The organism is Glutamicibacter sp. BW80 (genome assembly GCF_002332385.1).
GTDB lineage: Bacteria > Actinomycetota > Actinomycetes > Actinomycetales > Micrococcaceae > Glutamicibacter.
Genome location: NZ_NRGV01000016.1, coordinates 65,568 through 90,085, shown reverse-complemented (window position 1 = coordinate 90,085; position 24,518 = coordinate 65,568). Strand labels below are relative to the sequence as shown.

The following is a 24,518-nucleotide window of genomic DNA, read 5'->3' as shown; positions in this document are numbered from 1 at the left end:
CTGGTCTGTCCCGCGGTTTTTGTTTTCCCACTCCTCGATTACCTGGCACAGGCTAACCAATCGTCTGCAGGCCTAGTCAAAAGCTTGTTCGACGTCCGCGCCTGGCTAGCTGCAACGGTGGTGGCGGTAGCGTAAATCGCTCACGGTTCGTTCTGCTGCTTTGCAACCAGACTGCTAGCGAAACCGGTGCTGACTAGAGGATAATCATCTGGCGAAAGCTTCTGGACGCCAAAGATGTGAATTCTCTGAACTGCAGCCGTTATCTACCTGTGATCTGTTCCGTTGCCGCAATGAGTAGTGATAGGCTTAAATCACCGACTTGATCGGCGGTTTCTACATGGGCCCCCCAAGACCATGTAGAAGCTGGATGCGGAAGTTTCCCCAAAACTTTTGTGTCGACAAGTAGCCTGTTGCCAGCGTCCCCCAAGTGCTGGCTTCAGGCCTTGTCACTTTAACGGCCACCTAGTGATTCGAATCATGCGCGCCGTGGCGCCATTGGATTTGGAAGATGCTGCGGTGGCCGTTTAGACTAGAGATACCGAAGACCGTCGGCCGAGTGCGTGCTTGCACAAACTCCTAAGAGCTCGAAAGAGCGGCCAACGCAGGTTTCATAGATTTATTTTGACTTGAATTAGTTGAAATGCCCTGTGCTCCTGCGCGGGGCCTTTTTTATGGGCTCCGCCGGTTATGAAACGGTACCGAACAAATCCCCGGAAGGAGTGTTATGGCAACGCCTACCAAGACTGTAGCGATTGAAGAAATCACTGCAGACTTCAAGGAATCAACTGCGGCTGTCTTGACTGAATACCGTGGGCTTACCGTTGCACAGCTCAAGGAACTTCGCCGCTCACTTGGTCAGGAGACCAAGTACACGGTTGTGAAGAACACCTTGACCGCTATCGCAGCGAAGGAAGTTGGCATCGATGCATTCGATGGTCAGCTTTCCGGTCCGACTGCAATCGCCTTCATTAAGGGTGACGCAGTTGCTGCCGCAAAGAGCCTCACGGAATTTGCCAAGGCTAACGAGAAGCTTGTCGTCAAGTCCGGCTTCTTCGAGGGCAAGGCCCTTGATCATGCTGGCATCGCTGCTTTGGCAGCTTTGGAATCCCGCGAAACTCAGCTCACTCGCGTTGCTGCAGTACTGCAGGCTCCGGCCGCCGCAGCTGTACGCGTGGTGGACGCTTTGCGTCTGAAGCTAGAAGAGGACGGCGGCGCTGCTGCCGAGGAAGCTCCGGCAGAAGCCTAAGCTTTCGCGACTCTCTCGCATCGTAAACCCAATTCATAGGCCCCAGGGCCAAAATCGAAAGGACGCCGACCATGGCGAAGCTCAGCACTGAAGAGCTGCTTTCAGCATTCAAGGAAATGACCATCATCGAGCTCTCCGAGTTCGTGAAGGAATTCGAGGAGACCTTCGAGGTTTCCGCAGCTGCTGTTGCAGTTGCAGGCCCAGCAGCCGGTGGCGAAGCCGCAGCTGAAGAGCAGACCGAATTCGACGTTATCCTCGAGTCGGCTGGCGACAAGAAGATTGCAGTTATCAAGGAAGTCCGTGGTTTGACTTCCCTCGGCCTGAAGGAAGCCAAGGAGCTCGTTGACGCTGCTCCAAAGGCTGTTCTTGAAGGTGCCGCAAAGGACGCTGCCGAGAAGGCAAAGGAAGCTCTCGAAGCTGCCGGCGCAACCGTCTCGGTTAAGTAGTAAGTTCAGCGGTCACTCGCAACTTATTACCAAAGGGTTCATGGACTTCGTGTCCATGGGCCCTTTGGTCGTTAACGGGGCAAAATCTCGTGCCACAACTTTATAAGTTTATAACGTTTCTATTAACAGGGTTTATTCAAGTTCATTGTTTACAGTGAATATGTGTCAAAAACTGAAACGCAGGAATCCAAGAAGACGGGTGCACGGCTAGGCTTGCTAGACGGGCTGCGTATTAGTGCCGCCCTGATCGTCGTGCTCTACCACTACACCACCTGGGGGCATAGCCACTGGGGCGTCAAAGCGCCAGATGCGTGGCCGGTGTTGTCGGAGTTCACTCGGTACGGCTCGATCGGCGTACAACTTTTCTTCCTGATCTCTGGATTCGTGATCCTGATGTCCGTTCAGGGGAAAAGCATAATCCACTTCATCGGATCAAGACTTGGCCGGCTGTATCCGGCTTATTGGCTGGCAGTGATCGCGGCGGCGATTCTGACCTTTAAAATCTGGCCGGCCGAGAAGGACGGACGCAGCGGCGGGGATATCGTCCCGAACCTCACCATGGTCCAGCAGGGTATGGGGGTCCGGGATCTCGACGGCGTTTACTGGACGCTGTGGGTGGAATTCCGTTTCTACGTCCTTCTCGGATTGCTGCTGGTATTGGGACTGGTGAAGACCAAAAACATCATGTGGCTGGCGTTCATCTGGCCGGCTCTGGGAATCCTCTTGCATGTGGCGGAGATGCCTAAGATGCAAGATTGGTTTGCCGGTCAGTACGCGGCTCAGTTTGCCGCGGGCATGGTCTTGTTCCTGATCTATCAGAACGGCCATACCCTCGGACGCTGGGCCCTAGTGGCTTTCAACACCGTAGTATCTGCCTACTTCACGGGCCTCAAGGGGAGCTTCGACAGCGACTTCCTTTCCGGCTTGACCGTGCCGTCCTGGCATTTCTCGGTACTGGCGGTGCTGTGTGTGGCGTTGCTGGCGCTCTGCGTACTCACTCCATTGAAGTACGTTCAGGCTCGTTGGCTAGTCGTGGCAGGATCGCTGACCTACCCTCTGTATCTGTTCCACCAGCTCTGGGGCTGGTGGATCATTGACTCGCTGAGCGCCAGCGTGAACAAATATGTGCTGCTCGTCTTGACTATAAGTCTCATGCTGATCGTGGCCTACCTCGTGGCTCGCTTCGTGGAGAAGCCCGTGGGCCTTTGGCTGCGCAATGAATCAATCAAGTCGCTCACCGCACTCAACGGTTGGGCCAAGAAGCTTCCGCTACCAGAGGCCATAGCTGCTAGTCGGGAACGGAAATATCAGCAATCGTGGCATCAAAGCCGGTAACCAAATCGCGCGGATGAACGAGCAAGCCGTGCTCGGGTTCACCGCAGCCCAACGCGATGACTTCCGGAACAGGTTCTTGGAAGACACTGGAATCAATGTAGAGCGGCAAAACCGTGTGCGAACCAAACGGAGTGATGGTGCCGTGCACATAACGGGTAACGTCATAAGCTATATCCGCCTCTGGCAGGGAAAGCTTGTTGACTCCAACCTCGGCCCGCAGCTTTGGCCAGCTCAATTTGCGACCACCTGGGATCAGCGCAAATAAATACGTGTCGTCGGAACGCTTGATGACTAGCGTTTTGAGCAGATGCGCGGGAATGACGCCCAGCAATTTAGCGGCTTCTTCCAGCGAGGAAGCAGCTTCACGCGGCACTATTTCAATCGAGATATCCCGGCGCGAAGCATCGAGGCTGACACGGGTGAGAGCTTCATTGACCTTTGACTGATTCATGTTCTTCACTCCTGATTGTTCATTGCTGTTCTCTGGCGGGTTAGAGTTCGAGCGGTAACCGCGGCGTTCAGTGCCAGAATCTGGTCGTGTAACCCTACCGCTTTCTTCTCGAAGAGCTTTATCCTTTCCCCGAGGCTAGCTCATATTCATCACGATTTGGAGACATGGGGCGCATAAACGATGGGTACTAGCCAAAACAGCGAGCGGCGGGAGTCCCGCTGCTCGCTGTTTTGGCCTCGTGAAAATTTCGATTAGCTATGCACGTCCTGCGTTTCCAACGGATCGCCCTGCTTTTGATTACCGTCATAGTCATCGGTGCCGCCGGCCGGTACGGCTTTGCCTCGCACGAAGAACCAATAGCAAATTGCCAAGAGGGCTATCCACGCGACGCCTGTGAGCAAAGCGCTGCGAGTCTGCGGAACGATACCAATCATGATGATCACGAAGACCATGAACGCTACGGCAACGTAGCTTCCCAACGGCCACAACGGCACCGGGAAAGCCGAGGGTGCAAGATTGTCGCGCATGATTTTGCGCTTCATCGCGATATGCGAGATCAGGATCATTAACCAAACCACGACCGTCGCGAAGGTGGCGAGGGCTGCAATCAAGAAGAATATCTGGTCCTTGAACCAAATGTTGAGCAGAACGCCGATCAGCAACGCACCGATCATTGACATCGACGTCACCCAGGGGACCCCGTTGGCGGTGGTCTTGGTAAATACTTGCGGTGCCTGTCCAAGCCGCGCCATCCCGTGGATCATGCGACCGGCGCCGAATATATCCGCGTTAATTGCCGACAAGGCCGCGGTAATCACAACGAAGTTCAAAACGTGAGCCGCTGAGGAGAGCCCGATGCTTGAGAAAATCGAGACGAAGGGGCTTTCCTCCCCATTGATCGTATTCCAAGGCTGGATGCTCATGATGACGCCCAGGGTCAGCACGTAAAACAGCAGAATGCGTACGGGCACCGAATTGACCGCCTGCGGGATGACCTTTCGTGGATTCTGCGCTTCTCCGGCGGTAATGCCAATAACCTCGGTGCCACCGAAAGCGAACATCACAATGGTGAAGGACATCAGTACGCCCCAGATGCCCTGCGGCATGAATCCGTCGTGTGCGAAGAGATTTGAGATTCCGGCGGCGTCTTCGCTTTGATTGCCGAGCCCGAAGAGGATGACCAAGACTCCGCCGGCGATCATCGCGATGATCGCGACCACCTTGATCAGCGAAAACCAGAATTCCAGCTCGCCAAAAACCTTGACCGAGAGCAGATTCACCGCAGCAATGAAGAAGACCACCGCGAGGATCCAGATCCAGCGTTCAACGTTGGGGAACCAGAAGCCCATATACACGCCAAAGGCTGTCACATCCGCCAAGGCCACGACGAACATTTCGAAGGTGTAGGTCCATCCGGTGGCGAAGCCGGCAAAACGTCCGACATACGTAGATGCATAGCTGCCGAAGGAGCCTGAGACCGGATTTCGAACCGCCATCTCGCCCAGCGCACGCATGACCATGAAGACCACGGCGCCACCAACAAGATAGGCGAGCAGTACAGCTGGGCCAGCCATTTGTATGGCTCCTGCCGAGCCATAGAACAGTCCCGTTCCAATGGCTGATCCTAGCGCAATGAATCGTATATGCCGAGTACTCAAGCCTCGTTTGAGGCTCTGGGCTGGTTGACTGGTTCTCACTGCTCTCCTTGGAAAACTAGGGGATTCGAGCGGGAGCTGGAATATCGGATTCCTGGGCGTCCCCGTCGAGCTACCTGTCTATGTAATCGTGATCACAGGGTTGGCAGTAGGGACTTTTTTGATCAGCAGTCCGGAATTTCAGACGACACCAGGTTAAGCGTTTGTCGTTGCCGAAAGAGTGCGTCAGGCCCGAATTGCGACGCAAGTCGATACCGAGAACATAGTCTCCATGGACGCGCAAGAGCGGGGGAGCGGTCTTCCGGATAATTAAAAGAGATTCGCAGGCGAAGCGCATGGGCCGCGAGAGTGGCTAAATCAGATGCCGAGTGGGCATTGTGAGTAACAACACAGCAAGGCGGGGCGAAGCCCGCGGGAAAGCGAGTGATTTCTGAGTGGTCGCGCTTCGAAACCCTGAGGTGGGTGATTATTTGCCAGTTCACGTGGGAAAACGCTTAGGCGTTGGAGGAACTGGGTTTGGCCGAGGTCGTCGCCGGGGCAGGCGTGCGCTTGCGAATTTCGAGAAATTTCCGGCGACCTAAAAAGGCGGCAAGAAACTATAGCACGAATCTCTCCGGCGGATATCGACAAGCTTAAAATACTCCGGTAGAGTAGAAATTTGCGCCATACCTGTTTGCGCGCGGCCTTCATATAGCGGTGGGTTCGCGTCGTCACACGAGGTCTTGTCCTATGACAGGCACCTTAGCACGGTTGGCGTTCGGAAACCTGACGGTCTTTGGAAGGATCCATCTTGGTCGCCTCGAGCAACCCTAACAACCAAACCGCTAGTTCGGCTCGCGATGCTGCATACGCTGGCCGACTTTCTTTTGCAAAGATTCACGAACCCCTTGAAGTGCCTAACCTGCTGGCATTGCAGACTGAGAGCTTTGACCGCCTCATCGGCAATGAACTCTGGAAGGCTCGTCTAGCCAAGGCCGAAGCCGCTGGTGACACCAGCGTGCCAGACACCTCGGGCTTGGCTGAAATCTTCGAGGAGATTTCCCCGATCGAAGACTTCCAGGACACCATGTCCTTGAGCTTCTCCGATCCGGAATTCGCTGACCCAAAGTACTCCATCGCTGAGTGCAAGGATCGCGACGCCACTTACGCGGCACCGCTGTATGTCAAGGCCGAGTTCATGAACAATGAAACCGGCGAAATCAAGCAGCAGACCGTCTTCATGGGCGATTTCCCGCTGATGTCCGACAAGGGCACCTTCGTCATCAACGGCACCGAGCGTGTTGTTGTGTCGCAGCTGGTCCGTTCCCCTGGTGCGTACTTTGAGTCCGCTCCGGACAAGACCAGTGACAAGACCATCTACTCCTCGCGAATCATTCCTTCGCGCGGCGCCTGGTTCGAGCTGGAAATCGACAAGCGCGACCAGATCGGTGTGCGCCTGGACCGTAAGCGCAAGCAGTCGGTCACCGTGTTGCTCAAGGCCCTTGGCTGGAGCGAAGAGAAGATCCTGTCCGAGTTCGGTCAGTACGACTCGATGCGTGCCACCTTGGAAAAGGACAACATCAAGGACCAGAACGAAGCATTGCTGGATATCTACCGCAAGCTGCGTCCGGGCGAGCCGCCAACGGTTGATGCCGCACAGGGTCTGCTGCGCAACATGTACTTCGAGCCAAAGCGCTACGACCTGGCCAAGGTTGGTCGTTACAAGATCAACCGCAAGCTGGGTGTCGAGACTCCGGTTGACGCCGAGAGCCCTGCGGTGCTGTCGGTAGACGACATTGTCGCCATGATCCGCTACCTCGTTGCATTGCACGCAGGCGAGAAGACCATCTCCGGCACCCGCAAGGGCGAGATCATCGACGTATCGGTTAACGTGGACGACATCGACCACTTCGGCAACCGTCGTATCCGCGCCGTGGGCGAGCTGATCGAGAACCAGATCCGCACCGGTCTTTCGCGTATGGAGCGTGTTGTGCGCGAGCGCATGACCACCCAGGACGTCGAAGCGATCACCCCGCAGACGCTGATCAACATCCGCCCGGTGGTAGCTGCCATCAAGGAGTTCTTCGGTACTTCGCAGCTCTCGCAGTTCATGGACCAGAACAACCCGCTAGCCGGCCTGACCCACAAGCGCCGCTTGTCGGCACTGGGCCCAGGCGGTCTGTCCCGTGACCGCGCAGGCATGGAAGTTCGCGACGTTCACCCGTCCCACTACGGACGTATGTGCCCAATTGAAACTCCCGAAGGCCCGAACATTGGCCTGATCGGTTCGTTGGCTACCTACGGCCGGATCAACTCCTTCGGCTTCATCGAAACCCCTTACCGCAAGGTAGTGGACGGCGTCGTCTCCAACGAGGTCGAGTACCTGACCGCAGATGACGAGCTGCAGCACTTCATCGCACAGGCCAACGCTCCGCTGGGTGAAGACGGCCGCTTCGAAGAAGACGCCGTGTTGGTCCGTGAAAAGGGCGGTGGCGGCGAGCCCGTCATCGTTGAGCCGAGCGAAGTGACCTTCATGGACGTTTCGCCGCGCCAGATGGTGTCGGTTGCCACCGCGCTGATTCCATTCCTCGAGCACGATGACGCGAACCGCGCACTGATGGGCGCCAACATGCAGCGCCAGGCTGTGCCGCTGTTGGCTTCCGAGTCGCCACTGGTTGGTACCGGCATGGAGAAGTACGCCGCAATTGACGCCGGCGATTCCGTGGTCGCACTGAAGCCAGGTGTTGTCACCGAGGTTTCCGCAGACCTGGTTGTTGTCATGAACGATGACGGCACCGAGTCGATGTACCCGATCATGAAGTTCGCACGCTCGAACCAGGGCAACGCGTACAACCAGCGCGTACTGGTCACCGAGGGCGATCGCCTGGAATTCCAGTCGATCATCGCCGACGGTCCTTCGACCGACAAGGGCGAGCTATCCCTGGGTAAGAACCTGCTCGTGGCATTCATGTCATGGGAAGGGCACAACTTCGAGGATGCGATCATCCTTTCGCAGCGCATGATCTTCGAGGACGTGCTCACCTCGATTCACATCGAAGAGCACGAAGTCGATGCCCGCGACACCAAGCTTGGTGCCGAGGAAATCACCCGCGATATCCCGAACGTCTCCGAGGACATCCTCTCCCAGCTTGATGACCGCGGCATCGTGTACATCGGCGCCGAGGTTGAAGCAGGCGACGTCCTGGTTGGCCGTGTCACTCCTAAGGGCGAGACCGAGCTGACCCCGGAAGAGCGCCTGCTGCGCGCGATCTTCGGTGAGAAGTCCCGCGAAGTGCGCGATACCTCGCTGAAGGTGCCGCACGGCGAGTCCGGTACCGTCATCGGCGTGCGCATCTTCGATCGCGACAACGATGATGACCTGTCCCCAGGCGTGAACCAGCTGGTCCGCGTGTACGTGGCACAGAAGCGCAAGATCACCAACGGTGACAAGCTTGCCGGCCGCCACGGCAACAAGGGCGTTATCTCCAAGATTCTGCCACTTGAGGATATGCCTTTCCTCGAGGACGGAACCGCGGTTGACGTCGTGTTGAACCCACTGGGTGTGCCAGGTCGAATGAACGTCGGCCAGGTTATGGAAATCCACCTGGGTTGGGCTGCCAAGCAGGGCTGGAATATCGAGAACGAGCCGGCTTGGGTGCGAAACCTGCCGAACCTGCCTCGCCAGTCCGGTCCGACCACCGTGTCCACCCCGGTCTTCGACGGTGCCTCGGAAGAGGAAATCCGCGGAATCCTGGATTCGACGAACGTCACTCGTGACGGTGAGCGTCTGATCGGCAACACCGGTAAGACCCGCCTGTTCGACGGTCGTTCCGGCGAGCCATTCCCGGATCCGGTATCCGTTGGCTACATGTACATCTTGAAGCTCCACCACCTGGTGGACGACAAGATCCACGCACGTTCCACCGGTCCATACTCCATGATTACCCAGCAGCCACTTGGTGGTAAGGCCCAGTTCGGTGGCCAGCGCTTCGGTGAGATGGAAGTTTGGGCCCTGGAAGCTTACGGCGCCGCTTACACCCTGCAGGAACTTCTGACCATCAAGTCGGATGATATCCACGGTCGTGTGAAGGTCTACGAAGCCATCGTCAAGGGCGAGAACGTTCCGGAGCCAGGTGTTCCAGAGTCGTTCAAGGTGCTCATCAAGGAAATGCAGTCGTTGTGCTTGAACGTTGAGGTACTTGGTACCGACGGCAACACTATCGAAATGCGTGAATCGGACGAGGAATCGTTCCGTGCAGCGGAAGAGCTGGGCATCGACCTTTCCCGGTCGGAGCCAAACTCCGTAGAGGAGGTCTAGGTTCCACCGCTGCCTTGAGCGGCCCGCGGGCCCAGCGAGCGTAGCGGCTCACCAAGACTTACTTATTCGTATCGACTTCAGACACCAAAGAAGAGAGAAAAGGACCCTATGTCCAGCGATTCCTCATTCGGCCTCATGCGCATTGGCCTTGCTACCGCAGAAGAAATTCGCGGTTGGAGCTACGGCGAAGTCAAGAAGCCGGAAACCATTAACTACCGCACCCTGAAGCCAGAGAAGGACGGACTTTTCTGCGAAAAGATCTTCGGCCCTTCCCGGGACTGGGAATGCTACTGCGGTAAGTACAAGCGTGTACGTTTCAAGGGCATCATCTGTGAGCGTTGTGGCGTCGAGGTGACCCGCGCTAACGTTCGTCGTGAGCGCATGGGACACATCGAGCTTGCCGCTCCAGTGACCCACATCTGGTACTTCAAGGGCGTTCCATCGCGTTTGGGCTACCTGCTGGATCTGGCTCCGAAGGACCTCGAAAAGGTCATTTACTTCGCTGCCTACATGATCACCAGCGTCAACGAAGAACGTCGCCACGCCGAATTGCCTAACCTGCAGGCCCAGCATGATCTGGAACTGCGCAACCTGGCAAACAACGCGGAAGCCGACAAGAAGGCCATCGCCGCCGAGCTCGAAACCGAGCTGGAGCGCATGGAGGCCGACGGTGCCAAGGGCGCCGAGCTGAACAAGGCTCGCACCCTGGCAGAGAAGACCGTGCTGCAGATCGACAAGCGCGCGAAGCTCGAAGCAGAGCGCCTGCGTGCGGTCTGGGAACGCTTCAAGGGCCTGAAGGTCGCTGACCTTGAGGGCGATGAAGGCCTGTACCGCACCATGCGTGAGAAGTACGGACTGTTCTTCGAAGGCTCCATGGGTGCAGAATCGATCCAGAAGCGCCTGCAGAACTTCGACCTTGCCGGCGAAGCCGAACTGCTCAAGAAGATCATCGACGAGGGCAAGGGCCAGAAGAAGGCCCGTGCACTGAAGCGCCTGAAGGTGGTTAACGCCTTCCTGGTCAACCAGAACTCGCCAGAGGGCATGGTGCTGGATTCCGTTCCGGTGATCCCACCAGAGCTGCGTCCGATGGTTCAGCTCGACGGTGGCCGTTTCGCCACCTCGGACCTGAACGACCTGTACCGCCGCGTGATCAACCGCAACAACCGCCTCAAGCGCCTGCTGGATCTCGGTGCCCCCGAGATCATCGTGAACAACGAAAAGCGCATGCTCCAGGAAGCTGTTGACTCGCTGTTCGACAACGGTCGTCGTGGCCGTCCGGTCACCGGACCGGGTAACCGCCCGCTGAAGTCCCTGAGCGACATGCTCAAGGGCAAGCAGGGTCGTTTCCGCCAGAACCTGCTCGGCAAGCGTGTTGACTACTCGGGCCGTTCGGTCATCGTGGTTGGTCCGCAGCTGAAGCTGCACCAGTGTGGTCTGCCTAAGCAGATGGCCCTGGAGCTCTTCAAGCCGTTCGTGATGAAGCGCCTGGTTGACCTCAACCACGCACAGAACATCAAGAGCGCCAAGCGCATGGTTGAGCGTTACCGCCCACAGGTTTGGGATGTTCTCGAAGAGATCATCACCGAGCACCCGGTACTGCTGAACCGTGCACCTACCCTGCACCGTTTGGGCATCCAGGCGTTCGAACCTCAGCTGGTCGAGGGCAAGGCGCTGCAGCTGCACCCGCTGGTTTGTGCTGCCTTCAACGCCGACTTCGACGGTGACCAGATGGCAGTCCACCTGCCGCTGAGCCCAGAAGCCCAGGCCGAAGCGCGCATCCTGATGCTGTCCTCGCACAACATCTTGAAGCCTTCGGACGGCCGCCCGGTGGCACTTCCTTCGCAGGATATGATCATCGGTCTGCACCACCTGACCACCAAGCGCGCTACCGAAGCCGGTGCCGGACGCACCTTCACCTCGGTTGCCGAAGCTATTATGGCAATGGACCTGCGTGAGCTGCACCTGAACGCCCCGGTCAAGATCCGCGTACCGAACTTCGTTCCTTCCGAGGAGCAGCCAGCTCCGGAAGGCTGGGAGCCAGGCACCGATGCGCTCTTGGAGACCTCGCTGGGCCAGGTGTTGTTCAACGACACCCTGCCAGCGGACTACCCATGGGTTGCCCACGTGACCGGCAAGGATGCGCTTTCGGAGATCGTCAACGATCTGGCCGAGCGCTACCCGAAGATCACCGCCGCCGAAACCCTGGATAACCTGAAGGATGCCGGTTTCTACTGGGCAACCCGCTCGGGCGTCACCGTGGCAATCTCGGATATTACCTCGAATATGGACAAGGCAGCCATCCTTGCTCCTTACGAGGTTCGTGCCGCAAAGGTTCAGGCTTCGTTCGATAAGGGCTTGATTGCCGATACCGAACGCCGCCAGGACCTGATCGACATCTGGACCAAGGCTACCGATGAGGTTGCCGAGGCGATGAAGAACGGCATGGAAGAGCTGAACACCATTAACCGCATGGTGACTTCCAAGGCTCGTGGTAACTACCTGCAACTGCGGCAGATCGCCGGTATCCGTGGTCTGGTGTCCAACCCTAAGGGTGAAATTATTCCTCGCCCGATCAAGTCTTCGTACCGCGAAGGCCTGTCGGTTCTGGAGTACTTCATCGCGACCCACGGTGCCCGTAAGGGTCTGGCCGATACCGCGTTGAAGACCGCTAACTCGGGTTACCTGACCCGTCGTCTGGTGGACGTTTCACAGGACGTTATCGTGCGCGAAGAAGACTGTGGCACCCGCCGCGGCCTGACCGTGCCGATCGCCAACAACTCCGTTGGTGTGCGCATGATGCACGAAACCGTCGAGAACTCGGCGTACACCCGCACCCTGGCCACCGAGGCCAAGGACGCGGAGGGCAACGTGCTGGCAGCAGCCGGCGCCGATGTGGGCGACGTGCTCATCGACCAGCTGTACGCAGCCGGCGTCGATGAGATCCGTGTCCGCTCCGTGCTGACCTGTGATTCGGCCGTGGGAACCTGTGCTCTGTGCTACGGTCGCTCGCTGGCCAGCGGCAAGACCGTGGACATCGGCGAGGCCGTGGGCATTATCGCCGCACAGTCCATCGGTGAGCCTGGTACCCAGCTGACCATGCGTACCTTCCACACCGGTGGTGTTGCATCGGCTGACGATATTACCCAGGGTCTGCCTCGTATCCAGGAACTGTTCGAAGCCCGTACCCCTAAGGGTGTGGCTCCGATGTCCGAGGTCACCGGTCGCGTGTCGATCGAGGACGACGAGAAGCAGCTGCGCGTTGTGGTCACTCCAGACAACGGCGACGAGAAGCAGGCCTACCCGGTTCTGCGTCGTGCTCGCCTGTTGGTTGAAGAGGGCGAAAGCATCATCGCCGGTACTCAGCTCACCAGCGGTACCCTGGATCCGAAGCAGGTTCTTCGAGTCCTCGGCCCACGTGAAGCTCAGAAGTTCTTGGTCCGTGAGGTCCAGGACGTGTACCAGTCCCAGGGTGTAGGCATCCACGATAAGCACGTGGAAGTCATCGTCCGCCAGATGCTGCGTCGCGTCACCGTCATCGAATCCGGCGAAACCGACTTGCTTCCGGGCGAGCTGGCCGACCGTTCGCGCTTCACCGCTGCGAACAAGAAGGCCGTCACCGAGGGCAAGCGCCCGGCCGCCGGTCGTGACGAGATGATGGGTATTACCAAGGCATCGCTTGCCACCGATTCATGGCTGTCGGCTGCTTCCTTCCAGGAAACCACCCGCGTCCTGACTCAGGCTGCGATGGAAGGCAAGTCGGATCCATTGCTGGGTCTGAAGGAGAACGTGATCATCGGTAAGTTGATCCCGGCCGGTACCGGTTTGGATCGCTACACCCAGATCAACGTCGAGCCAACCGACGAAGCAAAGGCAACTTTGTTCACCGGTTCTTCGGCCTTCTCTTCGGGCCTGTACGACGATGCGCTGGAGGGCAACCTTTCGCCAGAGTTCCAGGCCATCTCGATGGACGACTACGACCACGGTTCGGACTTCCGCTAAACACGGATTCTGACTAGTTAGTCAAAACGCCCGCCGGTACCTCGTGTGCCGGCGGGCGTTCCATTTAAGCGCAGACCAATTAGTAGATAGATCAGTGGGGGAATAGTCCACTAAAGATGATCTGTCATAAGTGACGCTGCTGGATTCACCCCGTGGTCACCTGCGGTATCGCCGCCGTTCAGCTTGGCTCGATAGGATCAGTGCATTGGTGAGATAGCTTACGGAAACTAGAGCGATGGCGGTTTAATGCTAGACTGAGATCAATTGTTTTAGGTGTGGCAAAATGGACTCGGTCCGGGTTGCGGGCAGGTTGCGCAACAAATGCCACACTTTCGCACGCCTAGGGACTTTCCGTTCCTGTTGGCCGCAAAGCAAGCAGCTAGCTCCACAACTTCGCAGATCCTGTTCGGTTGTGGTGCCGACAAACTTAGACAATGGAAGGACACGAAAGTGCCTACTATTCAGCAGCTGGTCCGTAAGGGCCGCTCGCCTAAGGTCGTCAAGACCAAGGCTCCTGCCCTCAAGGGCAACCCAATGCGTCGTGGCGTATGCACCCGTGTGTACACCACCACCCCGAAGAAGCCTAACTCGGCTCTGCGTAAGGTCGCACGTGTGCGCCTTGCCGGTGGCATCGAAGTTACCGCTTACATTCCAGGTGTCGGACACAACCTGCAGGAACACTCCATCGTGCTCGTTCGCGGTGGTCGTGTAAAGGACCTCCCAGGTGTTCGTTACAAGATTGTACGTGGTGCTCTTGATACTCAGGGTGTTAAGGGTCGTAAGCAGGCTCGTTCCAGCTACGGCGCGAAGAAGGATGGTAAGTAATGCCTCGTAAGGGTCCGGCGCCAAAGCGCCCACTAGTTTCTGATCCGGTCTTCGAATCCCCATTGGTCACTCAGCTGATCAACAAGGTTCTCGTCGACGGCAAGAAGTCCACTGCAGAGCGCATTGTTTACGGTGCACTCGAAGGTGCGGCCGCAAAGTCCGGCACCGACGCTGTGACGACTCTCAAGAAGGCCATGGATAACATCCGCCCGGCCCTCGAGGTTCGTTCACGCCGTGTTGGTGGCGCTACTTACCAGGTTCCCGTCGAGGTCAAGCCAGGCCGCGCAACCGCACTTGCACTGCGCTGGTTGGTTGGCTACTCGAAGGCTCGCCGCGAGAAGACCATGATCGAGCGTTTGATGAACGAGATCTTGGATGCATCGAACGGTCTGGGTGCCGCTGTGAAGCGTCGCGAAGACACTCACAAGATGGCCGAGTCCAACAAGGCCTTCGCCCATTACCGCTGGTAAGAACCGCTTGGAATTGCTGGGTGTCAAAAGGCACCCAGCCAATCCTAGCCTCACCTTTTAGGGAGACAACGTGGCACAGGACGTGCTTACTGACCTGAATAAGGTCCGAAATATCGGCATCATGGCACACATCGATGCTGGTAAGACCACTACTACTGAGCGCATCCTGTTCTACACGGGTGTGAATCACAAGCTCGGTGAGACCCACGACGGTGCGTCGACCACCGACTGGATGGAGCAGGAAAAGGAACGCGGTATCACCATTACCTCCGCGGCCGTGACCTGTTTCTGGAACAACAACCAGATCAACATCATCGACACCCCTGGCCACGTTGACTTCACCGTTGAGGTGGAGCGCTCGCTGCGCGTGCTCGATGGCGCCGTTGCCGTGTTCGATGGCAAGGAAGGCGTTGAGCCTCAGTCTGAGACCGTTTGGCGTCAGGCTGACAAGTACAACGTTCCGCGTATCTGCTTCGTCAACAAGATGGACAAGCTGGGCGCTGATTTCTACTTCACCGTAGATACGATCGTCAAGCGCTTGGGTGCCAAGCCATTGGTGATGCAGCTGCCTATCGGCTCCGAGCACGAATTCACCGGTGTGGTCGACTTGATGACCATGAAGGCATTCGTCTGGGAAGGCGACTCCAAGGGTGACGTCACCATGGGTGCCGCCTACGAGACTCGCGAAATTCCTGCAGACATGCAGGCTAAGGCCGACGAGTACCGCGCCAAGCTGGTTGAGGATGTCGCCGAGGGCTCTGACGAGCTCATGGAGAAGTTCCTCGAAGGCGAAGAGATCAGCAATGATGAGCTCAAGGCCGGCATTCGCAAGATGGTCATCAACTCGGAGATCTACCCGGTCTTCTGTGGTTCGGCCTTCAAGAACCGCGGCGTGCAGCCAATGCTCGACGCAGTGATCGATTTCCTGCCAAACCCACTTGACGTGGGCGCCATGGTGGGCCACGATCCAAAGGACGAAGAGGTCGAGCTGACTCGCGAGCCTTCCGAGGATGCACCATTCTCGGCACTGGCTTTCAAGATCGCCGCGCACCCATTCTTCGGCCAGCTGAACTTCATTCGCGTTTACTCGGGCAAGGCATCATCTGGTACCCAGTTGCTGAACTCGACTAAGCAGAAGAAGGAACGCGTTGGCAAGCTCTTCCAGATGCACTCCAACAAGGAGAATCCGGTTGACGAGATCCACGCAGGTCACATCTACGCCGTGATCGGCCTGAAGGATACCACCACCGGTGATACCCTTTGCGATCCAGCGAACCCGATCGTGCTTGAGTCGATGTCGTTCCCAGCACCAGTGATCTTCGTGGCCATCGAGCCTAAGACCAAGGGTGACCAGGAGAAGCTGTCGACCGCTATCCAGAAGCTGTCTGCGGAAGATCCGACCTTCACCGTTTCGTTGAACGACGACACCGGCCAGACCGAAATCGGCGGCATGGGCGAGCTTCACCTGGATATCCTGGTGGACCGCATGAAGCGCGAATTCCGCGTGGAAGCCAACGTGGGTAAGCCACAGGTCGCGTACCGCGAAACCATCAAGAAGGCTGTGGAGAAGGTTGACTTCACCCACAAGAAGCAGACCGGTGGTTCGGGCCAGTTCGCAAAGGTCCAGGTTTCGTTCGAACCTCTAGAGGTTGTCGACGGAGTTACCTACGAGTTCAAGAACGCCGTCACCGGTGGTCGTATCCCTCGTGAGTACATCCCATCCATCGACGCCGGTATCCAGGACGCCATGCAGTACGGCATCCTTGCTGGTTACCAGATGGTCGGCGTGAAGGCTACCGTCATCGACGGTGCTTACCACGACGTTGACTCCTCGGAAATGGCGTTCAAGATCGCTGGCTCACAGGTATTCAAGGAAGGCGCACGCCGCGCTAACCCAATCCTGCTTGAACCACTGATGAGCGTGGAAGTTCGTACCCCGGAAGAGTACATGGGCGACGTTATCGGCGACCTTAACTCCCGCCGTGGCTCGATCACCGAGATGTCCGATGCAGCTGGCGTGAAGGTTATCAATGCCCACGTGCCACTGTCGGAGATGTTCGGCTACATTGGTGACCTGCGGTCAAAGACCCAGGGTCGTGCAGTGTACTCGATGACTTTCCACAGCTACTCTGAGGTCCCGAAGGCAGTTGCCGAAGAGATCATCCAGAAGGCCCGCGGCGAGTAATCGTCTAGGAACCAAACTTGGCCGTGACCCCGCCAGTGTGGGGGAGTGGCCGATCGCGAAGCCGGCTTTATTGCCAATGAAGCCGGCCTCGCAAACGGCCAACGAGGGATTTGCATCACATGCAGGGCCCGCGCAGGACCGAAATTTTCGTAAATATCCAAGCCCCCAGTAGACTGATTCCAGTTCGTTTGCGAATCGCGCAATCGTAAGTAAGTCTTCTGTAAAACGTTTCTAGGAGGAACCTGTGGCAAAGGCAAAGTTCGAGCGGACCAAGCCGCACGTCAACATCGGCACCATTGGTCACGTTGACCACGGTAAGACCACGTTGACCGCCGCCATCTCCAAGGTACTTGCTGACAAGTACCCTGATCTCAACGAGCAGCGCGACTTCGCGTCGGTTGACTCCGCTCCAGAAGAGCGCCAGCGCGGTATTACCATCAATATCTCGCACGTTGAGTACCAGACCGAGACCCGTCACTACGCACACGTTGACGCTCCAGGCCACGCTGACTATGTCAAGAACATGATCACCGGTGCGGCTCAGATGGACGGCGCAATCCTCGTGGTTGCTGCTACCGACGGCCCAATGGCTCAGACCCGCGAGCACGTTCTGCTTGCTCGTCAGGTTGGCGTGCCATCCCTGATGGTTGCACTGAACAAGTCCGACATGGTTGAGGACGAGGAGCTCCTTGAGCTCGTCGAGATGGAAGTTCGCGAACTTCTCTCCTCGCAGGGCTTCGATGGCGACGATGCACCAGTGATCCGCGTTTCGGGCCTGAAGGCTCTGGAAGGCGACGCTGAGTGGACCAAGTCCATCGAGGAACTGATGGAAGCAGTCGATACCTACATCCCGAACCCAGTTCGTGATCGCGATCGTCCATTCCTGATGCCAATCGAAGACGTCTTCACCATCACCGGTCGCGGTACCGTTGTGACCGGTCGCGCCGAGCGTGGCACCCTGAAGATCAACTCGGAAGTCGAAGTTGTCGGCATCCGTCCGATCCAGAAGACCACCGTTACCGGTATCGAGATGTTCCACAAGCAGCTCGACGAGGCATGGGCCGGCGAGAACTGTGGCCTGCTGCTTCGCGGTCTGAAGCGCGACGATGTCGAGCGCGGCCAGGTTATCGTAGCCCCAGGCTCGATCACCCCGCACACCGGCTTCGATGCCAACGTCTACATCCTGTCGAAGGACGAAGGCGGACGTCACAACCCGTTCTACTCGAACTACCGTCCGCAGTTCTACTTCCGCACCACCGACGTGACCGGCGTCATCACCCTCCCAGAGGGCACCGAGATGGTCATGCCAGGCGACAACACCGAAATGTCGGTTGAGCTGATTCAGCCAATCGCCATGGAAGATGGCCTCGGCTTCGCTATCCGTGAAGGCGGCCGCACCGTTGGTTCGGGCAAGGTCACCAAGATCACCAAGTAGTTCGCTGCTTAACTGATCTAGGCCAACTGGTCTGACAAAAAAGATCTCCACCACTTCTTCGGAAGAGGTGGAGATCTTTTTGCTTAACATCTGCGCGTTAAGTGCCAAGTATGTCAATGCAGTGGTCTAATTGGATTGCGTGGATATCCCTCTGCGAGTTCATCGATCTAAGGTCGCGGCATGTTCTGGTTCATCTTGGTTCTCCTGCTCGTGGCTGCCAGCTTCTTCATAGGCTTTCGCATTGGCCGCAGGAACCACACGGTGAACTCCGAGGCCAAGCAGCAAGCCTGGCAGGAAGGCTATAACGCCGCCACTAACTACGCGGCACGTACCGCCCAGCAGCCACCGGCGATGCCTTCGCACACCCAGCAGCCTTCCACGAACGCTCTGCCGCCACCGAGCCAAGAGGCGAGTAACTGGCCCCTGGAAGCCCCGGTGGCAAACCCCGCTGCACAGGTCTATGCCCGGCCGCCGGTCCAAGCACCCGCAGCGCCTGTCCGCCCGGTGAAGCAACTGACCCCGCGTGAACGGGAACTGCGCAATATCAACGTCACCCTCTACGTGGCCGCCCTGCTGATCGTGGCCGCCGGAGCCCTGTTCCTGAGTTTCGCATTACCGCCGCTGCCTAAACTCATCGCCTTGTTCGCATTGGCCGCGGCCTTTTACGGCGGAGGACTCTATGTGCACGGGGCAAAGCAGAATCTCAAGCCTGCCGCCAGCGCCTTCGCCGGAACCGGGATGGCCTTATTGCCTTTATCGGGAATCGCGACCTACCTGACGCTCCCGGTGCCGGCGGCAGTGGTGTGGCTGGTCTTCTCGGTACTGGGCACCCTTGCCGTGGGTTTCGCCACCCTCCGTTTACGCTCCCGGGTGCTAGCGTGGATTGCGGTCTTCGTAGTGGTCTCCACCACTATGGCTTGCGCGGCCACGGTGCAACGCGGCATCTTGTTCTACCTGCTCTTCTTACTGTTGCTCTCCCTGGTGCTGCTTGTCCTGGCCGTGCGCAGCGCAAAGGTACGCTCCTCGCTCTTCTACTCGGCCGTGTCCGCCACCGCGCAGTTGCTGCCGCTGTTGGTGCTCGGCCTGGCATTAGTCATGTTGACCACCTTGCATGCCCGCGACTTGGTGTGGGTGTTCTTCTTGGTGACCGCCCACCTGCTGCTCTCCATCAGATTGCTGGTGAGGTTCCGGCTGCATCGGCTCTACGCGGCACGCGTGAGCTTCATGCTGCTGATTTTCGCCACCGCAAATTACCTGGCCTGGGAACCACGGATTACCTGGGTGCTCATCGCGGTGCTTTGGGCGGCGCAGGCCTTGGCGATCACGCATTATGCGCAAGGTTATCGCCGGCTTTTCACGGTGCCAGCCAAATGGTGGCGGGCCGAACGGGTGCTCCTCTGGGTGCTGGTCTGCGCTTCAACGCTCGCGGTTATGCTCAATGCCAGCGGAGAACTCATTCCTTGGTGGTATGCGGTGCTGTTGATTCCCGTGCTTCAGCTCTTCGCGGTTCCAGCCTTGGGCAAGCGGGGAAAGATTGAAGCGGCCGCTATCGTGGCGCTGGTCCTGCTGGGGATCACCGCCAGTGACTGGTTTGCCTGGCGGGCATTGCCGGGGGTAGCCGTGGCGCTGGTGGGACTCACACTCGCGATGCGCAGCGAAACGGATCGCCGCTGGCATCTGGCGCTAGACCAGACCCGGTGGATCGGGTTCCTTGTCTTCGGCGGATTTGGCGGTCGCACGGTGCAGCAGATGCTGAGCGGTTTTGATCACCAAACGGGTAGGTCAAGCTGGTACGCGATGAACGTGTCGGAGAATGTCTCGCTGCAGCTAGCGTGGGTTGTGGGCCTGTGGGTACCTTTGTTTGCACTGTGGCTCATCTCGACGCTCCAAGGCGCTCGGCTAGCCGACCGGACTCGTGGGCAACTCATTCGTTTCGGTGCTTCCGCGCTGCTGGCGTTGATCACCCTGGGGTACATCGGATCTATGGTGAACCAGGTGGCTGGCGTGGATGCTGCTACGGCAAGCTTCCTTGGACTACCTGCCGGCAACTGGTTCTTCATAGGAATCCTCCTAACGTTGGCCAGCGTGATTCTGGCCGGTTGGCGCAACGATGGCTTCGGCCAGGAACGCGCAGTGCAAATACTGCGCACCATGGTGCTGGCAGCTAGTGGTGGGCTCTTCCTGCTCAGCTTCCAGGAGCCGCAAAACGCCCTGCCTTTCGTGGGACTTGTGAATCTATTCTTCTATCTGCGTGGCGCTCATCTGGTTCACTCACCACGCTGGAAGATGAGCTACGCCGGCGCCGCACAAATCACCTTCACCCTGAGCATCTGGTGGTTTGTGGACATGATGAATTTTGATTCCCATGGTCGCTTCGCGCTGCTGCTGGTATCGGTTATGGTGCCGCAACTGCTTCGCTTGTTCCTCGTCATGCGAACCGGACGCCGTTTGAGCCGAGAGATGCTGTGGATTACCGTCGGACTGGTTTGCCTGCTGCCGCTAGTCCTAGTCATCGGAGATGTGAGCTTTGGGCTGCATGACCGTGGCACCATGCTGTTGGGATTGAGCTTGTGGATCATTCATTCGGTGGCAGGGTACTTGGGCATCAGAGGGCAGTCCAAGCATGCAGAGTTCCTGCTCTTCGCAGCCATCATGGGACTGTGCGGCCTGTGCTATGTCCAAGGCGTGCAAAGCTTCTCAGCCACCGGCTGGATTCACGGACCGTGGTGGTCTGTGCAGATGATTCAGATTCTGCTCATGGCGCTGGCGCTGATCAGCCTGGGGATACAGTGGCGCTTGCGTGATTCGGCCACACTGCGCTTCGCGCCGATCTTTGGCACGGTCTTCGCGTTGTTCTGCATTGGGCTCGCAGCTCCCGCCCCCGGGTGGTTCGCGCTGATCTTCCTGATTGCCGCGCTGCAGCTCGGGCTTTTGGTTCACACCCGGAAAATCCCGTGGTTGGCGGCCGGCGCCGGTCTTGCATTGCTGGGAGCTATTGGCCAAGGCATCGAGTTCTGGCGGGGGACTAGGCCATCGGGCCTGCAGCCCTGGATGGACCCCACCTGGCAGCTGCTATTCACTGCAATGGTGCTGTTGATCATTTCGCTCTTGCATGGCCGGTTCGCCGAGCCGGTTCCACATTTTCCCCGCGAACTGGTGACCTCGCGCGGGGCCAGCGGAGCCGCTGCGCGTATCTATTTCGCGGCGATGATTCTAAGCACCCTGATCGCCGGGGCGTTGGTGCATTTCAACGATCTGCGGGCGGTGTGGATTAGTGCCGGTGCGGTGCTGATCTTTGGTGCCGCCGTTCTAGTTCGGATGTACGAATTGCCGACGCGCTGGCTTCGGTGGGGGAGCGATGTGCTGATAGTGCTCGGCGCATTGTTGGGCTTCAGCAGCTACAGCCAAATCATTCGCCTGCCAGATATCAGTTTCTTCTTCCTGTACTTCACGCTCGTTGCCGGCATCCTGGCCGTTCGCCACTTCATGGGCAAACGCTCGCCGGTGGCTCATGGGTATCTGGTCGCGGCCGCCGTTCTTGCCTCGCTGACCCAGTTGAGCACCCTGGCAGATGGCAATGGGACGGCGCAGGTCTTTAGCCTCTTCTTCTTTGCCGCATTAATCGTTCTCGGCCTGAAGCTGGGGCAGAAGCGCTACATCTGGTGGGGCGCGATCGCCATTACCGCGGCGGTGCTATGGTTCTTGCGGTACCTGGCATTCCTTTGGCTGGTGCTTGCCGGCATCGCGCTGATTGTCGCGGCGGTGCTCAAGCTGGTGCGCGTTGAACGCAAGCCCAAGAGCGAGGAGGCTGACCCGGGCGGCGCGGAGCGAGAGCGCCAAGATCGCGGCGATGCCGGTTCGTGAGGTCAAGATCACTGGGCTGAATCCGGGCAAAAGATTTGCGCCACGGCGGTCGACCTGTCAGACTAGATAAGTTGCTTGATTGCAACCCGATCCCCGCGAGGGGTAATCGGTAGTGGTTTGCGCGACCGGGATCGGCTCTCACCCAGGATAATGCCTGGGGTTCGGGATCGATACAACCGCTGCAAACCAAAAGACCTTCGCACAAAGTGAAAACCCTGTCGGTTTTGTCGTGACTAAAATTTACACGACACGCCCGACCGCGGGGGTCGGAGCCACCTGCGGGTGAGGAACCCGGATCTGATCCGGATTCAGTCGCAGCGTAAGGCGTGCCGGTCCGCAAGGGCCCGTATACAGGCACAGTAATTCTAGATAGTGCTAACAGAAAGAGGCATGACGCCATGGCGGGACAGAAAATCCGCATCCGGCTGAAGTCGTATGACCACGAGGTCATTGACGTTTCGGCCCGGAAGATCGTTGAGACGGTCACGCGCGCAGGCGCAACCGTAGTCGGCCCAGTGCCGCTGCCAACGGAAAAGAACGTGTACTGCGTTATCCGTTCGCCACACAAGTACAAGGACAGCCGTGAGCACTTCGAAATGCGCACGCACAAGCGTCTGATCGACATCGTCGATCCGACCCCGAAGGCTGTTGATTCGCTGATGCGTCTCGACCTGCCAGCGGATGTCAACATCGAAATCAAGCTTTAAGGGGAGGTGGCGAGAAAACTATGACCGCAACCCGTAATTTCAAGGGACTGTTGGGCACGAAGCTCGGCATGACCCAGGTTTGGGATGAAAACAACATTCTGATCCCAGTCACCGTCGTGCAGGCTGACAGCAACGTTGTCACCCAGCTAGTTAACGCTGAGCGTGATGGCTACACCGCAGTTCAGATCGGCTACGGCCAGATCGACCCACGCAAGGTCACCAAGCCACTGGCTGGTCACTTTGAAGCTGCCGGCGTGACCCCACGTCGTCACCTGGTGGAGCTGCGCACTGAAGATGCAGCCGAGTACACCGCTGGACAGGAACTGTCCGTCGAGCTGTTCAACGCAGGCCAGAAGGTCGACGTTGTAGGCACCTCGAAGGGTAAGGGCTTTGCCGGCGTTATGAAGCGTCACAACTTCAAGGGTGCTCCGGCTTCCCACGGTGCGCACAAGAACCACCGCAAGCCAGGTTCCATCGGCGGCGCATCGACCCCAGGTCGCGTTTTCCGTGGACAGAAGATGGCCGGTCGCATGGGTGCTGAGCGGGTAACCACTCAGAACCTGACCATTCACGCCATCGACGCTGAGAAGAACCTTCTGCTGATCAAGGGTGCCGTTCCAGGCGCTCGCGGTCGCGTCGTTCTCGTACGCACCGCCGTGAAGGGAGCATAAGTAAATGACTAAGGCACTTAACGTCGACCTGCCAGCAGGTATCTTCGACGTACAGACCAACGTCCCGCTGTTGCACCAGGTTGTCGTTGCACAGCTTGCTGCTGCCCGCCAGGGTACCCACAAGACCAAGGACCGCTCGGAAGTTTCCGGCGCCGGTCGCAAGCCGTTCAAGCAGAAGGGTACCGGCCGCGCCCGTCAGGGTTCGATCCGTGCTCCACACATGACCGGCGGTGGCATTGTCCACGGTCCAACCCCACGTGATTACTCGCAGCGTACCCCGAAGAAGATGAAGGCTGCTGCACTGCGCGGCGCCCTGTCTGATCGCGCACGCTTCGATCGTGTCCACGTGATCGAGAACCTGGTTGCCGGTGAAACCCCGTCGACCAAGGAAGCTCTGGCAACCTTGCGTTCGCTGACCGAGCGCAAGAACCTGCTCGTCGTCATTGACCGCGCGAACGATGTTGCAGCACTTTCGGTGCGCAACCTTGATTCCGTGCACGTCCTATACGTCGACCAGTTGAACACCTACGATGTTCTGGTTTCGGATGACGTAGTCTTCACCAAGGCTGCCTTCGAAGCACTGGTCCAGAAGGAGGAAGCCAAGTGAGCGTCTTCTCAAAGGCTCCGCACGATGTGGTCATCGCACCAGTCGTTTCGGAAAAGAGCTACGGCCTGATCGATGAAGGTCAGTACACCTTCTTGGTCGACCCACGTTCGAACAAGTCGGAAATCAAGAATGCCGTTGAAGCTATCTTCAACGTCAAGGTTGAGTCCGTAAACACCATGAATCGATCCGGTAAGCGCAAGCGCACCAAGTTCGGGTGGGGTGCACGCAAGGATACCAAGCGCGCAATCATCACCTTGAAAGAAGGATCGATTGACATCTTCGGCGGTCCGCTTTCCTAAGCGGAGACCACTTTAACGAGGAATAA

General features: G+C 58.0%; 16 protein-coding genes. 14 read left to right on the top strand and 2 right to left on the bottom strand.

Annotated elements, in window-relative coordinates; translation table 11 throughout:
• Positions 1–724 precede the first annotated feature (724 nt).
• From rplJ to CIK76_RS04055, 3 genes are all read left to right on the top strand, one after another.
• On the top strand, positions 725–1,246 hold the full coding sequence (gene rplJ / locus CIK76_RS04065) for a 50S ribosomal protein L10 (RefSeq protein ID WP_096283712.1): 522 nt from the start codon (positions 725–727) through the stop codon (positions 1,244–1,246).
• A gap of 71 nt (positions 1,247–1,317) precedes the next feature.
• Entirely contained in the window at positions 1,318–1,692 is a 375-nt protein-coding gene (gene rplL / locus CIK76_RS04060) for a 50S ribosomal protein L7/L12 (protein ID WP_096283710.1), read from the top strand.
• Between the two features lie 162 nt (positions 1,693–1,854).
• On the top strand, positions 1,855–3,027 hold the full coding sequence (locus CIK76_RS04055; RefSeq protein ID WP_096283708.1) for an acyltransferase: 1,173 nt from the start codon (positions 1,855–1,857) through the stop codon (positions 3,025–3,027).
• On the opposite strand, the gene CIK76_RS04050 is transcribed toward CIK76_RS04055, so the two are convergent.
• Both CIK76_RS04050 and CIK76_RS04045 read right to left on the bottom strand, forming a co-directional pair.
• The gene (locus CIK76_RS04050) at positions 2,981–3,478 is read right to left on the bottom strand and encodes a YbaK/EbsC family protein (protein WP_096283706.1); all 498 of its coding nucleotides are present in this window, start codon (positions 3,476–3,478) and stop codon (positions 2,981–2,983) included. The genes CIK76_RS04055 and CIK76_RS04050 overlap by 47 nt on opposite strands.
• Before the next feature lie 251 nt (positions 3,479–3,729).
• Positions 3,730–5,175 (bottom strand): amino acid permease, encoded by a 1,446-nt coding sequence (locus CIK76_RS04045; protein ID WP_096283704.1) that lies wholly within the window; start codon positions 5,173–5,175, stop codon positions 3,730–3,732.
• 748 nt (positions 5,176–5,923) lie between these two features.
• On the opposite strand from CIK76_RS04045, the gene rpoB reads away from it, so the two are divergent.
• From rpoB to rplW, 11 genes are all read left to right on the top strand, one after another.
• Positions 5,924–9,430: a DNA-directed RNA polymerase subunit beta gene (gene rpoB / locus CIK76_RS04040; RefSeq protein WP_096283782.1), complete on the top strand. Its 3,507-nt coding sequence runs from the start codon at positions 5,924–5,926 to the stop codon at positions 9,428–9,430.
• 108 nt (positions 9,431–9,538) lie between these two features.
• The gene (locus tag CIK76_RS04035) at positions 9,539–13,429 is read left to right on the top strand and encodes a DNA-directed RNA polymerase subunit beta' (protein WP_096283702.1); all 3,891 of its coding nucleotides are present in this window, start codon (positions 9,539–9,541) and stop codon (positions 13,427–13,429) included.
• 450 nt (positions 13,430–13,879) lie between these two features.
• On the top strand, positions 13,880–14,254 hold the full coding sequence (gene rpsL, locus CIK76_RS04030; RefSeq protein WP_096283780.1) for a 30S ribosomal protein S12: 375 nt from the start codon (positions 13,880–13,882) through the stop codon (positions 14,252–14,254).
• Positions 14,254–14,724 (top strand): 30S ribosomal protein S7, encoded by a 471-nt coding sequence (gene rpsG, locus CIK76_RS04025; RefSeq protein ID WP_096283700.1) that lies wholly within the window; start codon positions 14,254–14,256, stop codon positions 14,722–14,724. Before rpsL ends, rpsG begins: the two co-directional genes overlap by 1 nt.
• 70 nt (positions 14,725–14,794) lie before the next feature.
• Positions 14,795–16,909 (top strand): elongation factor G, encoded by a 2,115-nt coding sequence (gene fusA, locus CIK76_RS04020; RefSeq protein WP_096283698.1) that lies wholly within the window; start codon positions 14,795–14,797, stop codon positions 16,907–16,909.
• A gap of 244 nt (positions 16,910–17,153) precedes the next feature.
• On the top strand, positions 17,154–18,344 hold the full coding sequence (tuf, locus tag CIK76_RS04015) for an elongation factor Tu (RefSeq protein ID WP_096283696.1): 1,191 nt from the start codon (positions 17,154–17,156) through the stop codon (positions 18,342–18,344).
• A 180-nt stretch (positions 18,345–18,524) separates the two neighbouring features.
• Positions 18,525–22,208, top strand: a complete 3,684-nt coding sequence (locus CIK76_RS04010) for a hypothetical protein (protein WP_096283694.1) — start codon at positions 18,525–18,527, stop codon at positions 22,206–22,208.
• A 398-nt stretch (positions 22,209–22,606) separates the two neighbouring features.
• Positions 22,607–22,915: a 30S ribosomal protein S10 gene (rpsJ, locus tag CIK76_RS04005; RefSeq protein WP_013349689.1), complete on the top strand. Its 309-nt coding sequence runs from the start codon at positions 22,607–22,609 to the stop codon at positions 22,913–22,915.
• A gap of 20 nt (positions 22,916–22,935) precedes the next feature.
• Positions 22,936–23,586, top strand: a complete 651-nt coding sequence (gene rplC, locus CIK76_RS04000; RefSeq protein WP_096283691.1) for a 50S ribosomal protein L3 — start codon at positions 22,936–22,938, stop codon at positions 23,584–23,586.
• Between the two features lie 4 nt (positions 23,587–23,590).
• The gene (gene rplD, locus CIK76_RS03995) at positions 23,591–24,193 is read left to right on the top strand and encodes a 50S ribosomal protein L4 (RefSeq protein ID WP_096283689.1); all 603 of its coding nucleotides are present in this window, start codon (positions 23,591–23,593) and stop codon (positions 24,191–24,193) included.
• Positions 24,190–24,492 (top strand): 50S ribosomal protein L23, encoded by a 303-nt coding sequence (gene rplW, locus CIK76_RS03990; RefSeq protein ID WP_096283687.1) that lies wholly within the window; start codon positions 24,190–24,192, stop codon positions 24,490–24,492. Before rplD ends, rplW begins: the two co-directional genes overlap by 4 nt.
• The last annotated feature ends 26 nt before the right edge of the window (positions 24,493–24,518 follow it).